The organism is Roseococcus pinisoli (assembly GCF_018413645.1).
Taxonomy (GTDB): domain Bacteria; phylum Pseudomonadota; class Alphaproteobacteria; order Acetobacterales; family Acetobacteraceae; genus Roseococcus; species Roseococcus pinisoli.
Window position 1 is genome coordinate 1,218,424 of the sequence record NZ_JAHCDA010000001.1, and the last position, 14,719, is coordinate 1,233,142.

At 73.8% G+C, this 14,719-nt stretch carries 12 protein-coding genes; 6 read left to right on the forward strand and 6 right to left on the reverse strand.

Going from position 1 to position 14,719, the window contains the following annotated elements; translation table 11 throughout:
• Window positions 1–63: 63 nt before the first annotated feature.
• The 4 genes from KHU32_RS05930 (at window position 64) to KHU32_RS05945 (ending at window position 3,671) form a co-directional block, all read left to right on the forward strand.
• On the forward strand, window positions 64–1,080 hold the full coding sequence (locus tag KHU32_RS05930) for a Bug family tripartite tricarboxylate transporter substrate binding protein (RefSeq protein ID WP_213669080.1): 1,017 nt from the start codon (window positions 64–66) through the stop codon (window positions 1,078–1,080).
• Window positions 1,077–2,084, forward strand: coding sequence for a Bug family tripartite tricarboxylate transporter substrate binding protein (locus tag KHU32_RS05935; RefSeq protein ID WP_213669081.1), 1,008 nt, complete (start codon window positions 1,077–1,079; stop codon window positions 2,082–2,084). Before KHU32_RS05930 ends, KHU32_RS05935 begins: the two co-directional genes overlap by 4 nt.
• A 69-nt stretch (window positions 2,085–2,153) precedes the next feature.
• Window positions 2,154–3,125, forward strand: a complete 972-nt coding sequence (locus KHU32_RS05940; protein WP_408887825.1) for a Bug family tripartite tricarboxylate transporter substrate binding protein — start codon at window positions 2,154–2,156, stop codon at window positions 3,123–3,125.
• 75 nt (window positions 3,126–3,200) lie between these two features.
• On the forward strand, window positions 3,201–3,671 hold the full coding sequence (locus tag KHU32_RS05945; RefSeq protein WP_213669083.1) for a VOC family protein: 471 nt from the start codon (window positions 3,201–3,203) through the stop codon (window positions 3,669–3,671).
• Between the two features lie 129 nt (window positions 3,672–3,800).
• Here KHU32_RS05945 and trxA read toward each other — a convergent pair whose 3' ends face one another.
• From trxA to tsaE, 6 genes are all read right to left on the reverse strand, one after another.
• Window positions 3,801–4,130: a thioredoxin TrxA gene (gene trxA / locus KHU32_RS05950; protein WP_213669084.1), complete on the reverse strand. Its 330-nt coding sequence runs from the start codon at window positions 4,128–4,130 to the stop codon at window positions 3,801–3,803.
• 51 nt (window positions 4,131–4,181) lie between these two features.
• Window positions 4,182–7,640, reverse strand: coding sequence for a double-strand break repair helicase AddA (gene addA / locus KHU32_RS05955; RefSeq protein ID WP_213669085.1), 3,459 nt, complete (start codon window positions 7,638–7,640; stop codon window positions 4,182–4,184).
• A complete protein-coding gene (gene addB / locus KHU32_RS05960) occupies window positions 7,637–10,642 on the reverse strand; it encodes a double-strand break repair protein AddB (protein ID WP_213669086.1) in 3,006 nt (1,001 codons plus the stop codon). Before addB ends, addA begins: the two co-directional genes overlap by 4 nt.
• The gene (locus KHU32_RS05965; RefSeq protein WP_213669087.1) at window positions 10,639–11,364 is read right to left on the reverse strand and encodes a nucleotidyltransferase family protein; all 726 of its coding nucleotides are present in this window, start codon (window positions 11,362–11,364) and stop codon (window positions 10,639–10,641) included. The genes addB and KHU32_RS05965 overlap by 4 nt, the downstream gene beginning before the upstream one ends.
• Before the next feature lie 136 nt (window positions 11,365–11,500).
• Window positions 11,501–12,445, reverse strand: coding sequence for an aminoglycoside phosphotransferase family protein (locus KHU32_RS05970; protein WP_314075464.1), 945 nt, complete (start codon window positions 12,443–12,445; stop codon window positions 11,501–11,503).
• Window positions 12,442–12,879, reverse strand: a complete 438-nt coding sequence (tsaE, locus tag KHU32_RS05975; RefSeq protein ID WP_213669088.1) for a tRNA (adenosine(37)-N6)-threonylcarbamoyltransferase complex ATPase subunit type 1 TsaE — start codon at window positions 12,877–12,879, stop codon at window positions 12,442–12,444. The genes KHU32_RS05970 and tsaE overlap by 4 nt, the downstream gene beginning before the upstream one ends.
• 90 nt (window positions 12,880–12,969) lie before the next feature.
• Between tsaE and KHU32_RS05980 the strand changes: the two genes are divergently transcribed.
• Both KHU32_RS05980 and KHU32_RS05985 read left to right on the forward strand, forming a co-directional pair.
• Window positions 12,970–13,983 (forward strand): NAD(P)/FAD-dependent oxidoreductase, encoded by a 1,014-nt coding sequence (locus KHU32_RS05980; protein ID WP_213669089.1) that lies wholly within the window; start codon window positions 12,970–12,972, stop codon window positions 13,981–13,983.
• Window positions 13,983–14,627, forward strand: coding sequence for a DUF938 domain-containing protein (locus KHU32_RS05985; RefSeq protein WP_213669090.1), 645 nt, complete (start codon window positions 13,983–13,985; stop codon window positions 14,625–14,627). The genes KHU32_RS05980 and KHU32_RS05985 overlap by 1 nt, the downstream gene beginning before the upstream one ends.
• The last annotated feature ends 92 nt before the right edge of the window (window positions 14,628–14,719 follow it).

A 14,719-nucleotide genomic window follows, 5' to 3' on the forward strand; every position in this document is an offset into this window, starting at 1 on the left:
CGCTTGTATGCCGCGTAGCGACGGTCCAATCTCAATACAAATCCATAAAATGGAGACGTTCACATGGTAAATTCGCACCCCTCGCGCCGGGCCGTGCTGTCGGCGGCCCTCGCCTCGCCCGTACTGGCCACGCTGCCTGCCCGCGCGCAGGGCACCTGGTCGCCCAACCGGCCCGTTCGCCTCATCGTCGGCTTCACGCCGGCCGGCACCACCGACATCGCCGCGCGCCTCCTCGTCGAACCGCTGTCGCAGCGCCTCGGCCAGCAGGTGGTGATCGAGAACCGGCCGGGCGCCGGCGGCAATGTGGGGGCGGATGTGGTCGCGAAGGCCGACCCTGACGGCCACACCATCCTGATGCAGACCATCAGCTCAGGCGCCATCAACTACCAGCTCTACGCGCCGCGGATGCCCTACAAGCCCGAGGATTTCGCGGGCATCAGCCTCGTCACCCGCGTGCCCAACGCCATCTTCGTGAACCCGAACGTGCCCGCCAACACGCTGGCCGAGCTGGTGGCGCTGGTGAAGGCCAATCCCGGGAAGATGAACATCGGCAGCAGCGGCGTCGGCACCTCGCTGCACATGACGGGCGAGCTGCTGAAGCTGGCCGCCGGCCTCGACCTGACGCATGTGCCCTTCCGCGGCGCCGGCCCCATGCTGCAGGAGATGATCGCCGGCCGCATCGAGGTCGGCGTCGACAACCTGCCCAGCGTGATCAACCACCTGCGCGAGGGGCGCCTGCGCCCGCTGGCGGTGACCACGGCCACCCGCAGCCCACAGCTGCCCGACGTGCCGACCACCGCCGAGGCCGGCCAGCCCGCGGTGGAGGCCACCGCCTGGTTCGGCCTGGTGGGCCCGGCGCGGATGCCGCGGCCGGCGATCCAGCGCATCAACACGGAGGTGGAGGCCATCCTGAACGAGCCCGCGATGTGGGCGCGGTTCGCCGAGCTGGGAGGCATGCGGGCGGATCTCGTGCCCGGCGGCGGCAGCACGCCCGAGACCTTCGACACCTTCATGCGGAACGAGATCGCTAAGTGGAGCGACGCCGTCCGCCGTTCCGGCGCCACGGTCGAAGGGTCGTGACGCCCGCCGCTCCGCGCCGGACGGTGCTCGCCGCGGGCCTGCTCGCCCCGGCGATCGCCGGGGGGCAGAGCGCAGGAGCGCAGGCCGCGTGGGCGCCGACGCGCCCGCTCCGCCTTGTCATTCCCTTCCCGCCCGGCGGCACGACCGACATGATCGGCCGCATGGTGGCCGAGCGGATGTCGGCGCGGCTGGGCCAGACGGTGGTGGTGGAAAACCGGCCCGGCGCGGGCGGCAACCTCGCCGGCGAGGCGGTGGTGCGCGCGGAGCCCGATGGCGGCACGCTGTTCTTCACCTCCATCGGCACGGGCGCGATCAACTACGCCGTCTACGGCCCGCGCATGCCCTGGAAGCCGGAGGACATGGCGGCGGTCGGCCTCGTCACGCGCATGCCCAATGTGCTGATGGTCGCCAACCGCATGCCCGTGCAGGACATGGCGCAGTTCCTGGCCTTCGCGCGCGGCCGCCAGGGCGAGATCACCTACGGCACGGCCGGCATCGGCAGCAGCCCGCATGTCTGCATGGAGCTGCTGAGCCAGATCACCGGCATCCAGCTGGTCCATGTGCCCTTCCGCGGCTCTGGCCCCATGCTGACCGAGCTGATGGCCGAGCGCGTGGATTGCGGGATGGACAACATCCCCTCCGCGCTGCCCTTCATCCGCGACCGCCAGATCCGTGCGCTGGGCATGAGCGGCGCCCGCCGTGCCAGCGTGGTGCCGGATGTTCCCGTCATTGCCGAGAGCATCCCGGGCTTCGAGGCGACGGCCTGGTTCGGCGTGCAGACTTCGGCCCGCGCGCCGCGCGCGGCGATCGAGCGCCTGGGCGCCGAGATCGACGCCATCGCGCGCGACCCTGCCTTCCGCGCGCGCCTGGCCGAGTTCGGCGCCGACGGACCGGGCCTCACGCCCGAAGGCGGTACCACCCCGGCGGCCTTCGAGGCCTTCCTCGCCGCCGAGATTCGCAAATGGGCCGAAGTGGTCCAGAAGGCCAATCTGATCGCAGGCTGAAGGCCGCCGCTCACTGAACCGGCCCCGCCCATCGGCCGGAGACAACAACTGGAGAAGTCCCTTATGTCGTTGACGCGCCGTACTGCTCTCGCCCTCCCGGCGCTCCTGCCCGTGGCCGCCGCGGCCCAGGCCCAGGCGCCCTGGGCGCCCACGCGCTCCATGCGCATCGTGGTGCCCTTCACCGCCGGCGGCGCCACCGACGTCATGGCCCGCGTCGTGGCCGAGCGGCTGACGCATCTGCTGGGCCAGCCCTGCGTGGTCGAGAACCGGCCGGGCGCCGGCGGCAACCTGGGCGTGGAGGTCGTGGCCAAGAGCGATGCAGACGGCCACACGCTGCTGATGTGCACGATCGGCACGGCCAGCATCAACCAGTTCCTCTACCCGCGCCTGCCCTTCGATCCGGTGAAGGACCTCGCGGCCGTCGCCCTGGCGAGCCTCGTGACCAATGCGGTCGTCGTCCATCCAGGCGTCAGCGCCACGAACATCCAGGAGCTGATCGCCCTGGCGAAGCGGGAGCCGGGCACCATCAACTACGGCACGCCGGGCAACGGCACCTCGGGCCATATCTGCGGCGAGTACTTCAAGAACCGCACGGGCGTGGATATCGGCCACGTGCCCTATCGCGGCACGGGCGCGCTCATCCCCGACCTGCTGGCTGGCCGCATCCAGATGACCTTCGACAACCTGCCCTCCTACATCCCGCATATCCGCGAGGGCCGGCTGCGCGTCCTGGCGGTGACGAGCAGGGAGCGCTGGTTCGCCCTGCCGGAGGTGCCGACCGTCAATGAGAGCGGGCTGCCGGACTTCGAGGCGGTGGCCTGGTTCGGCCTGCAGGTGCAGGGCCGCACGCCGCGCCCGGCCGTGGACCGGCTGACGGCGGCCGTGCAGGAGATCTGCCGCGAGCCCGGGACCATCGCGAAGTTCCGCGAGCTCGGCGCCATGCCGTCGCAGCTCGGCGGTGCCGATTTCGACCGCTTCATCGCGGCCGAGAACGAGAAGTGGGGCGCGGTGGTGCGGGCGGCGAATATCCGCCTCGAGTAACGCCGACACCTGTTCGGCCATCGGCCAACCTCGGCCTCCCCCGTCCGTTATGGGGGAAGGATGGAGGAATGGCCGATGGAACCGATCACGACATTCGCCGCGCTCTCGCCCTATCTCGTCGTGAAGAAATGCGAGGAGGCGATCGAGTTCTACCGTCGGGCGCTGGGCGCCGAGGAGCGCTACCGCCTGACGGAAAAGGGCACAGGCCGGATCGGCCATGCCGAGATGACCATCTACGGCGCGCTCTTCATGCTCTCGAGCGAGTATCCGGAGATGGGGATGATGGGATCGGAGGGGAAATCGCCGGTCCGGCTGCACCTGATGGTGCCGGATGTGGATGCGGCGCTGGAGCGGGCGAAGGATGCCGGTGCGACGGTGATCCGCCCCGCGACGGACGAATTCTATGGCCATCGCGCGGCCTGCTTCGACGACCCCTTCGGCTTCAACTGGCTGCTGAGCCAGGAGAAGGAGGCGGTGTCCCCGCAGGAGATGCAGCGTCGCTACGACGCGATGATGGACGAGATGGCCGTCAAGAAAGCGGGATAACCTCGCTCACGGAGGAGTCCGGCCGCAGGACGGCCGGCGCCGCCCACTCGCCGCAGGGATGGCGCGCCGGTGCCGCGCCGAAGCCCAGGCGGCGGAGCCGCCGCCCGGCGTCCGAGGGCAATTAAACCCTCAGGCGATCTTCGAAGCGATCCAGTCCTTCATCTGGCTGCGCGGCATGGCACCGACCTTGGTGTCCACCGGCTTGCCGTCCTGGAACAGGATCATCGTGGGGATGCCGCGCACGGAATAATTGTTCGGCGTCATCGGGTTGTCGTCGATGTTCACCTTCGCGACGGTCAGCTTGCCCTGATATTCCTGCGCGATCTCGTCCAGGATCGGGGCGACCATCCGGCACGGGCCGCACCATTCGGCCCAGAAATCCACCAGCACGGCGCCTTTGGACTCAAGCACGTCCTGCTTGAAGCTGTCGTCGCTCACGGCCTTGGTCAGTTCGCTCATGGGGGGTCCTCGATTTCAACAGGGGGAAAGTCGTGTCGCCTCCGCTCCGGGTCAAGCCGGGGCGTGGCGATCGAGCAGCGCGGAGGGCAAAGGCATGGCCCGCGCGCCATAGGTCCAGACCAGGGCGCATTCCACCGGACGGCCCGGGAAGGCCGCGCCGAGTACGGCGCGATAGGCCGCCATCTGCCGCAGATAGGCCGGGGGCGCGGCCTCCGGCGACCGCGGCGGCGGGCGGTTGGTCTTGAAGTCCAGCACCAGGATCCGGTCCGGCTCGACCAGCAGCCGGTCCACCTGGCCGAGGATCAGGCGCCCGCCGATGCGCCCGGCCAGCGGCGCCTCCGCCAGGCTGCCGGGCCCGAAGAGGGGCGCAATCGCGGGGTCGGCCATGACGCCCAGCGCCTCGGCCAGGATCTCCTCCGCCTGGGCCGCGTCGAGCCCCTGTCCGGGGCGCGACAGATAGGCGCGGCCCACGGCGGTGCGGTCGGCCTCCGGCAGGTCGGGCAGGGATTGCAGCAGCGCGTGGATGAGGTTGCCCCGGCGGAACCGGCGGCCCAGCGGATCGCCCGGCGCATGCGGCGCGGCGGCCGGCAGCTCCACCTCGTCATCCTCCATGTGGGAGGGGGTGGCGATGCCGGGGGCCTCCACGGCCCGGGCGGGCTCGCGCGCCCAGGCCGGCAGGGTCGCGGCGGCGCCGGCCAGGCGGCGCGCCTCGTCGCGGCGCGGGTCCGTCTGCGCCGAGGAGAGCCGCAGCAGCGGCCCTTCGGCGAAGCCGGCCGGGTCGGCGCCCCATTCCTGCGGCGCGAAGGTGATCTCCTCCAGCGCGTCGAGGTTGCGGAAGCCGGCCTCGATCTTGCGGTACCAGCACTCGTCCGGTGGCTTCTTGCCGCGATGCCAGCCGCAGACCAGCAGGCGGTCCTCGGCGCGGGTCAGGGCGACGTAGAGCAGGCGGTTGCTCTCCTCGTTCTCCCGCTCGGCGCGGGCGAGGTCGGCGGTCTCATAGGCGGGGGCGGCGAAGCCCTCCTTGCGGGGCGCCCAGAGGGGAAGCTCGTCCTCGGTCCAGCGCAGCCCGGCCGAGCGCGGCGGCGAGCCGGTGGTGTCGGGCAGGATGACGATGGGCGCCTGCAGCCCCTTCGCGCCATGCACGGTCATGACGCGCACGAGGTCGGCGCTGGTGTCCGGCTCGCGCTTGACCTCGGCGGCGGCGCGGCGGAGCCAGTGCAGGAAGCCCTGCAGGGAGGCCGGATGCGCACGCTCATGCGCCAGGGCCGCGGTCAGCAGCTCGTCCAGCGGGTCGGCGGCGTCGGGGCCCAGGCGGGCCAGCAGGCGGGCGCGCCCGCCGCGCTCGCCCAGCAACTCGGCGATGAGGGCATGGGGCGGCAGGTGGCTGGCGCGGGACTGCAGCGCGGCCAGCAGGTCGGCCGCACGGCCGATCCGCGTCTCGGCGCCGCGCTCGGCCATCAGCTGCACGTGCAGCGAGGCCGGGCGCCCATGGGCGAGGGCGAAGAGGTCCTCGTCGTCCAGGCCGAAGATCGGCGATTTCAGCGCGGCGGCGAGCTGCAGGTCGTCCTGCGGCAGCAGCAGGGCGTCGAGCGCGGCCAGCACGTCCTGCACGGCGAGCTGCTCGATCAGCACCATGCGGTCCACGCCGCCGACCGGCACGTCCTGCTCCTTCAGCGCACGGACGAGCTGGGCCAGGAAGGCATCCCGCCGGCGGACCAGAACCAGGATGTCGCCGGGGCGGATGCGGCGGCCCTGTTCGGGGTCGCCCTCATGGCGCGCGGGCAGGCGCTCATGGTCGATCATGTGGCGCAGGCGCCGCGCCAGCGCCGCGGCCAGGCGCGCGTCGGGGCCGGCCTCGGCCGTGGGGGTCTCGGGCACCTCCCAGGGCGGCGGCTCCTGCGCCGCGTCGGGGGTCTGGAGGGGCCAGAGCTCCACGAGGCCGGCCGCGCCGCCGCGGTCTGGGATGTGCTTCAGCGTCTCGCCCGGCGGGATCACGCCAGGGCAAGCCGGCCCGGCCATGAAGACCGCGTCCACCAGCTGCAGCACCGGCGGGGCGGAGCGGAAGGAGACTTCGAGCGAGACCGCGCGGAAGGTCTCCTCCGCCGCCTTCACGATCGCGGCGAACTCGGTCTGCGCGCGCGGCAGGCCGGCGGCGTCGGCGCCCTGGAAGCCGTAGATGGACTGCTTCACGTCGCCCACCGCGAAGACGGTGCGCGGCGGCGCGTCCTCGCGCGTGGCGCGGCCGGTGAAGAAGTCGCCGGTCAGCGCGCGGGCGATGCCCCATTGCTCGGGATTGCTGTCCTGCGCCTCGTCCAGCAGGACATGGTCGAGGCCGCCGTCGAGCTTGAAGAGCACCCAGGCCGAGCCCGGATCCTGCAGCAGCCGGCCGGCGGCGGCGATGAGGTCGTCATAGTCCAGCCGGCCGATGCGCTCCTTGGCGAGGCGGAAGCGGCTCAGCACCGGCAGGCCGAGGCCCAGCGCGGCCTCCGTCGCCTCGAAGAGGTTCAGCGCCTTCAGCGCCTCCAGCTGCGCGACGAGGCGCTCGCATTCCGGGCAGAGAATGGCCAGAGCCTGCGCCTGCATCTCGGCGCCCATGCCGCCCTTGGTGGCGAGGAGCTTTTCCGAGCGCGCCGTGCCGGTCTGGGTCAGGAAGATGGCCTGCCAGTCGGCCAGCGCCGCCACGCGTTCCTGCGGCGTGGCCAGGGCCAGGAACCGCCGGATGGCGGCGCCGCGCTTCTGGTCGTTCGCATTGGTGCTGGCGACGAGCATCGCCGCCGCGCGGCACAGCTCCGCCTCCTGCGGCGAATGCGCGAGGTCGTGGTGCAGCTCCGCCGTGGTGACGCCCGGCGGCAGGCCCAGGGCGCGGGCGATGCGCGGCGAGAGGAGCGCTGTCCCGCCCGCGCGGCGGATGGCGGCGTCCAGCCGGGGCTCGGCCCGGCGCAGCTCGCCCATCAGCCCGCCGAGCGCCTTGGCCGAGGCCAGCGTCGCCAGCAGCGGGAGCGATTCGTGGCTCGGCAGCGCGGCGTCGCGCGCCGTGGCGAGCTCGGCCGCGGCGTCCATCTCCTCCAGCACCGAGAAGCCGGGCGGCAGGCCGGCCTCCAGCGGGAAGGCCTGGAGCAGGGACTGGGCGAAGCCATGCAGCGTCGCGATCCGCATGCCGCCCGGCAGCTCCAGCACGGCGGCGAAGGCGGCGCGGGCGCGCTCGGTCTCGGCGCGCGTGGCGTCGCGCTCCAACAACCGGCGGAGGTCGGCGGCCAGGGCATCCGGCGCGGCGACCGCCCAGTCGCCCAGGCGATGGTTGAGTCGCGTGGCCATCTCGGCCGCGGCGGCCTTCGTGAAGGTGAGGCAGAGCAGCCGCTCCGGCCGCGCCCCGCCCAGGATCAGGCGCAGCAGCCGGTCGGTCAGCAGCTTGGTCTTGCCCGAACCGGCGGAGGCCGTGACGAAGGCCGAGACCGCGGGGTCGGAGGCCGCGTTCTGGCTGCGCTGGGCGATGTCGCGAGCGGAGGTCATTCTTCGCCCTCGGCCGACCATTCGGCGGTGCGCGCCAGGTGGCGGTAGTCGGGCGCGGCGCGGCGCCCCGGATGCGGGCTGGCCAGGAAGGGCCGGTCGCCCAGCAGGAAGCCTTCGGCCAGGCGGGTCAAAGCGCGCTCGGCATTGGCGACGGCCTCGGCGATGTCGATGTCCGGCGCCAGGACGCTGCCTGGCTCCATCGCGCCGGTCAGGCGCCAGTACTCCAGGGCGGAGACGGCGCCGGCCGGGAGGTCGCGGAAGGCGCCGCGCGCGGCCATCAGCGCCTCCAGCGGCAGCTGCGGTGCGGTGCCGGATTCGACGTCCTTCTTCGAGGGCACGGTGCCGGACTTGTAGTCGAGGATGCGGTAGCTGCCGTCGGCCAGCCGCTCCACGCGGTCGGCCCGCGCCTCCAGCACGACGGTACGGCCCTGCCGATGGAGCTCGAGCCGGCCCGGCAGCTCGGCCCAGAGCTGATGCACCTCGCCTTGGCGCTGCGCCTCCATGGCGGCCACGAAATCGCCCACCCGGGCGAGGCGGACGCGCCACAGGGCCTCGACGGCCGGCCGCAGCGCCGCGCGCTCCAGCGCGGTGGCCGCGGCCGCCTCCCACAGCGCGGCGGCGGCGTCGTGCCCCGGCCAGGGGCGCGGCAGGGCGCGCAGGAAGCGATGGATCGCGTCATGGATCAGGTTGCCGTAATCGGCCGCGCCCGGCTCCTGCTCCAGCGGGTCGAGCGGCGCGAGCCGGAGGATGCGGCGCGCGTGGAAGGCGTAGGGATCGGCCAGCAGCGTCGCGACGTCGCTGAGGGTGAGGCGATCGGGCCGGGCCGCGGCGGGTGGGCGCGGCGCGGGGCGCGGGCAGGGCCGCACCTCGGCCGGCTGGTCCAGCAGGGGCGCCCAGTCCGCGCAGGGGTTCTTCCCGATCCCCAGCCCGCGCTCCTGCCCGGCGAGGAAGGTGTCGAGCCGGGTCAGCCAGCGGGCGGGCACGCTGGGCGCGCCGCCGCGCCGCGCCGCGCGGGACAGCACGGCCTCCCGCGCCGAGGAGGCGGCGAGGAAGAAATCCGCCGCCACGCGGCCGATGCGCAGCTCGGGCGAGGGCAGGCCGAATTCGCGCCGCATGGGCCGGCTCATCCAGGGGCCGGGATCGGCGGCCTGCGGCCAGATCGTCTCGTCCAGCGCGCCCAGGACCACGCAGTCGAAGTCCAGCAGCCGGGCTTCCAGCAGACCTAGGATCTCCACCTGCGGATGCGCCGAATCGCGCCGCCCGCGCGAGATGCGGGGCGCCCGGGTGATGCCCTGCGCCAGCGCCGCCTCGAAGAGGCTCGGCCATTCGGCCGGCGGGATCGGCGGCAGCTCGGCCATGGCCGGGGCGAGGGCGGCGAGGTGGCGGGCCAGCGCCTCGCCCTCAGCCTGAGCGTAGAGCCGCAGCCCGCCCGGCAGCTCTGGCGTGCTCGCCAGGGCCTCGGCGGCCGCCAGGTGCTCGGCGAGCAGGTCGGCGGGCGGGCGCAGCAGGCCGCGGGGCAGGTGGTGGAAGGGGCCGAGCGCGGCCTCCAGCGCGTCCAGCAGGGCGGCCAGGCGCCGCGCGGCCTCGGGCTCCCGCAGGCCCGACAGGGCGGCGCGCAGCCCGCCCAGGCCGGGTGCCGGGGCGGGGCCGCGCAGCAGCGCGCGTTCCAGGAACTGGACCGAGGCGAGCCATTCGTCGCGCTCCTGCCCCGCGGCGCAGAGCGGGTGCTTGAGCACGGCCAGCAGCGCCACCGGCCCGCACTCCTCCGCCGCCAGATGCGCCAGCAGCCGGAGGAAGATGCCCGGCGGCGTGTCGGAGAGCGGCTGGCCGGCCGAATCGTCGGCGAGGATGCCGTGGCGCGGCAGCTCGGCGGCGACGCGCCGGGCGAGGTCCCGATCGGGGGTGATCAGCGCGGCGCGCGCCCCGGGGCGCTCCAGCGCGCCCCGCAGCGCCAGCGCGATGGCCGCAGCCTCGTGCTGGCTGTCGCTCGCCTCGATGCGGGAGAGGCCCGCCATGGCGTCCCGCCACCGCGCCGGGTCGCGGGCCTGCCAGGGCTGGAGGTGTCCGGCCGGCAGCAGCGCCGTGCCGAGCAGCGCCGGGCGCTCGCCCGAGCCCTCGCCATGCCAGGGCAGGGCATCGGCCATGGTCGCGCCCAGGCGGGCGAGCATGCGGCGCTGGCCGGCGAAGGGATGGGTCGGCGCCTCGGCCAGCTCCTCGAAGGGGAGGGCGGCGGTGGCGGCGTCCTCGGCCGGGAGCACCACGGCGCCCTCCGGCAGGCGGGTGGCGATGGTCCGCAGCAGGTCGGCCGCGGCCGGCACCGTGCCGCCCATGCCGATGCCCGCCGCGATCACGGCGCCCTGCGGCGGCTCACGCTCCCAGGCCTCGCGCTGGGCGCGGAGCGCGAGCACGCGGCGCACGCCGATGTCGAGCAGGCCCTGGTCGGTCAGCCAGCCGTGCCACTCCTCCACCACGCCGCGCAGGAAGATCGTCGTGATCTGCCAGTGGACGGCCAGCGCCTCGGGGGCCAGCGCCTCCAGCCGTTCCAGCCAGAGATGGTCCAGCAGGGCCGGGTCGTCGGGGAGGGGCGCGGCCTCCTCCAGTGCGATCTCGTCCAGCAGCTTGCCGAGCTCGAGTCCCAGCGCCCAGGCATGCTCGGCCGTGGGCGGGCCGCCGCGGGCGGGCGGGCGGCGGGCCGAGAAGCCGGCCAGCACCGCCTGGCGGCGCAGCGGGTCCACGGCGGGCGGCAGGCGCAGCAAGGCGGGCAGGGCGAGCTCGTCCGCATCCTCGACCGAGAGGCCGGCCAGGGCGCGCATGCGCGGCAGCAGCAGGGCGGGGACCTCCGCCTCGCGGAGAAAGGCCGTCTGCAGGGCGCGCGCGGCGCGGCGCGTGGGCAGCAGGATGGTCGCCGCCGCCAGCCGCTCGCCCGTCCCGAGGCGGGCCAGGGCGCCCTGGGCCAGCCGGGGCAGGAAGGGCTGCCCTGGCGCGATGGAGAAGAGCTTCACCGGAAGTGGCTGAGCAGCCCGGCGCGCAACCGCCGCTCGGTTCGCGCCAGATCGGCGGGCGTGGACAGGTGGAACCAGGCGCCGTCATGCACGAGGCCGAAAAGGCGCCCGGCCTCGATGGCGCGGTCGAAGCAGCGGTTGAGGCTGAAGCGCCCCTCCGGCTCAGGTGCGACCAGGGCTGGCGCCATGACCTGGAGCCCGCCGAAGATGAAGGGCGCCACCTCGGTCCCCCGGGGCCGCCGCAGCCGCCCCGCGCCATCCAGGAAGAAATCGCCACGGCCGACCTCGCCTTCGACCTGCGAGGTGCGGACCAGCAGCAGCAGCGCATCCATCCGCGCCGGGTCGAAATGCCGCCTGAGCAGGGAAAGGGCGGGGCTCGGCCCATCCAGCCAATAGGCGTCGCCGTTCACGACGGCGAAGGGCGCCTCCCCCAGGCGGGGCAGGGCGCGGCGGACGCCGCCGCCGGTCTCCAGCAGGTCGGGCTCCAGCTGCAGCCGCAGGCGGGGCGGCGTGCCGTCGCGCGCGGCCAGGGCCTCGGCGACGCGGGGGGCGCACCAATGCGCGTTGACGACCACCTCCTCGACGCCGGCCTGGGCGAGGCGGTCCAGCGCGTGGTCGAGCAGCGAGCGGCCGAGCAGCGGCAGCAGGGGCTTGGCGGTCTCGGCCGTCAGCGGCCGCATGCGCTGGCCGAGGCCGGCGGCGAGGACCATGGCGTATTTCATGGCTTGGCCCTCAGACGCCGGGCGCGGTCTTCGGCCGCCTGGCTTCGCCGCGCCACCGGCGCGCCAAGCCGGGAGGTCGGTTGGGCGGCGCCGGCCGCCTTGCGGCCGGGCATCGCGGCGGAGGTCCGGGCCCTTGTCATGCGGGATTCCTTCGCAGCGCGCGTGGCACATGCGCGTCGAGGAAGCGCGCGAGCGGCGCCGCCGCTTCATGCGCCAGGGCGCGGTCCAGCAGCGCCCAGCAGCGCGGGCCGTGGGCAAGGTAATGCGGCTTGCCGTCCCGCCGGTCGAGCCGCACCCAGAGGGCCGCGACGCGCAGGTGGCGCTGGGCGGCGTGCACGGCCATGGCGGCGCGCAGATCCGCCGCCCCGAGCTCCGGGCGGAGCGTCAGGTACTCATCGATCACCGCCTGGCGCAGAGCGGGCGCCACGTCGCGCCGCGCATCCTCCACCAGCGACACGAGGTCGTAGACCGAATGCCCCACGGCCGCGTCCTGGAAGTCGATCAGCGCCATGCCCTGGGAGGTGGGGATGAGGTTGGCGGGGAAGAAGTCGCGATGGACGATCCCGCCGGCCGCGAAGGGCGCCAGCATGGCGCGGATCGCCGCATCCAGCTCCGCGCGGACGGCGTCCGACGGCGGCGCGCCGAGGACGGCCGGCCACCACCAGTCCAGGAAGGTGGCCGCCGCCGTGCGGGACATGGCCGCCGCATCCCAGGCCGGCAGGCCCTCGGGCGGGGGCGAGGCGTGCAGCCGCGCCATGCTGCGGGCGGCGTCGAGGTAGAGCGGCTGCGGATCGGCGCCGGCATCCAGCGCCTCGGCCATGCTGGCGGTGCCGAGATCCTCGACCAGCGCGAGGTTTTCCGCCGCTTCCACGGCGATCACGGCCGGGGCGGGCACGCCAATGGCCGCCAGGTGGCGCGCGACGCGCAGGAAGGCCGTCAGATAGTCGGCATCCGGGGTCTGCATGAGCAGGGCGCCACGGGGGCCGCCGGTCAAGCGGGTGTAGCGCTTGCTGGCATCGGCCGGCATGGGCTCCTGCCGCGCGCCCTCGAAGCCATGGGTGGTGAGGAAACGTTGGCTCACGCGAGGCGTCCTTCCCAGCCCTCGAGCCGCGCGACGCGCTCCTCCTCCGCCTCGCCCGGCGCAAGCGTCACCCGCAGCGCATCGGCGGGGGCGAGGGCGCCGAGGCGGTCCGGCCATTCGACGATCACGATCCCCTCCCGCGCCTCGTCCCAGCCGAGCTCGCCGAGCCCGCCGGGGCCGGAAAGGCGGTAGAGGTCGTAGTGATGGGCCGTCGTCCCGCCCGGCAGGTCGTAGGACTGCACGAGGGTGAAGGTCGGGCTCGGGACCTCGAGGGCGGGGTCGCCGGCGGCGGCGCGCAGGAAAGCGCGGGCGAGGGCGGATTTCCCCGCGCCCAGCGGCCCGTCGAGAAGCAGGGTATCGCCCGGCCGGGCCTGCCGCGCGAGGCGCGCGGCGAGGGCTTCGGTGGCGGCGAGATCGGTAAGAATCAGCTCCATGAGGGCGCCATCTTGCCGCCGGCCGCCGCAACTAGCAAAGCACGGTCCCGAAGGCTGGACGGTTCGGCCAAAGGGAGGCATGCGAGGACCATGAGCGAGAACATCGACACCGACGTGGCCATCATCGGCGCCGGGCCCTGCGGCCTCTTCGCCGTGTTCGAATGCGGCATGCTGAAGATGCGCAGCGTCGTCATCGACACGCTGGAGGAGATCGGCGGCCAGTGCGGCGCGCTCTATCCCGAGAAGCCGATCTACGACATCCCGGCCCATCCGCAGATCGCCGGCGCCGCGCTGATCGAGCGCCTGGCCGAGCAGGCCGCGCCCTTCTCGCCCACCTATCTGCTGAACCAGCGCGTGGAGCGCCTGACGCCCACGACGGACGGCTTCGTGCTGCAGACCAGCGCGGGCCGCGCCGTGACGGCCAAGGCCGTCATCATCGCCGCCGGCGCCGGCGCCTTCGGGCCGAACCGCCCGCCGCTGGCGGGGCTTCCCGGCTACGAGGCCAGCGGCGCCGTGCGCTACATGGTCACGAAGCGGGAGGAATTCCGCGGCAAGCGCGTGGTGATCGCCGGCGGCGGCGACAGCGCGGTGGACTGGGCGCTCAGCCTGAAGGACGTGGCGGCGAAGGTGATCGTCGTGCATCGCCGGCCGAAGTTCCGCGCGGCGCCCGAGACCGCCGCCCAGCTGGAGGCCGCCGCGGCGGCCGGCGAGATCGAGATGGCCATCCCCTACCAGCTGCACGGGCTGGAGGGCGACGGCTCGAAGCTCGACGCCGTGGTGCTGGCCACGCTGAAGGGCGAGGAGAAGCGCGTGGAGGCCGACCACCTGCTGGCCTTCTTCGGCCTTTCCATGGAGCTCGGCCCGATCGCGGAATGGGGCCTCGGGCTCGATCACAGCCACATCAAGGTCGATCCCGCCACCTGCGCGACCAACGTGCCGGGCGTGCACGCGATCGGCGACATGGCGACCTATCCGGGCAAGCTGAAGCTCATCCTGCAGGGTTTCTCGGAGGCGGCGATGGCGGCCCATGCCATCCATCCCCGCGTCTTCCCGGGCGAGGCGCTGCATTTCGAGTATTCGACGAGCAAGGGCGTCCCGGCCTGATGGATCCGGCCGAGCGGAAGGCGCAGTTCGGCGAGGCGGGGGTGGATGCGCGACGCTACGCGCCCGCTGCCGCCCGGAACCGCGATCCGCTCCTGGAGGCGCTGCGCGGCGCCCTGCCGGCCGAAGGGGCCGTCCTGGAGGTCGCCTCCGGCTCCGGCGAACATGCGATCCATTTTGCCGCCGCGCTGCCCGGCCTGACCTGGCAGCCCAGCGACCCGGATGAGGGCGCGCGGGCCAGCATCGACGCCTGGGCGCGGGAATCGGGCCTGCCGAACCTCCGCTCGGCCCTGGCGCTGGATGCCGCGGGCTGGCCCTGGCCCCTGGCCGCGGCCGACGCGATCCTCTGCGTCAACATGATCCACATCGCGCCCTGGTCGGCCACGCTCGGCCTGCTGCGCGGAGCCCGCGCCCTGCTCGGGCCGGGCGCGCCGCTGGTCCTCTACGGGCCCTACCTGCGGGCAGGCGTGCCGACCGCGCCGGGCAACCTCGCCTTCGATGCCCAGCTGCGCGGGCGCGACCCGTCCTGGGGCCTGCGGGAGCTGGAGAAGGTCGAGGCGGCGGCGGAGGGCTTCGCGCTCGACCGCGTGGTGGAGATGCCGGCCAACAACCTCACGGTGATCTTCCGTCGCCAGCCCGCGCGATGATCCGCCTGCGGAATAGCGGGCATTTCGGGGTGAAAAGGCATGAATCCGTGGCAGACTGCCGGCGGGGCTTCCTCCCGGTCGTTGTGTCACAG

Excerpts from the sequence above, each read along its gene's own strand:
- KHU32_RS05930 (WP_213669080.1), top strand. The coding sequence starts at position 64 with ATGGTAAATTCGCACCCCTCGCGCCGGGCCGTGCTGTCGGCGGCCCTC.
- KHU32_RS05945 (WP_213669083.1), top strand. The coding sequence starts at position 3,201 with ATGGAACCGATCACGACATTCGCCGCGCTCTCGCCCTATCTCGTCGTG.
- trxA (WP_213669084.1), bottom strand. The coding sequence starts at position 4,130 with ATGAGCGAACTGACCAAGGCCGTGAGCGACGACAGCTTCAAGCAGGAC.
- addA (WP_213669085.1), bottom strand. The coding sequence starts at position 7,640 with ATGACCTCCGCTCGCGACATCGCCCAGCGCAGCCAGAACGCGGCCTCC.
- KHU32_RS05965 (WP_213669087.1), bottom strand. The coding sequence starts at position 11,364 with ATGAAATACGCCATGGTCCTCGCCGCCGGCCTCGGCCAGCGCATGCGG.
- tsaE (WP_213669088.1), bottom strand. The coding sequence starts at position 12,879 with ATGGAGCTGATTCTTACCGATCTCGCCGCCACCGAAGCCCTCGCCGCG.
- KHU32_RS05980 (WP_213669089.1), top strand. The coding sequence starts at position 12,970 with ATGAGCGAGAACATCGACACCGACGTGGCCATCATCGGCGCCGGGCCC.
- KHU32_RS05985 (WP_213669090.1), top strand. The coding sequence starts at position 13,983 with ATGGATCCGGCCGAGCGGAAGGCGCAGTTCGGCGAGGCGGGGGTGGAT.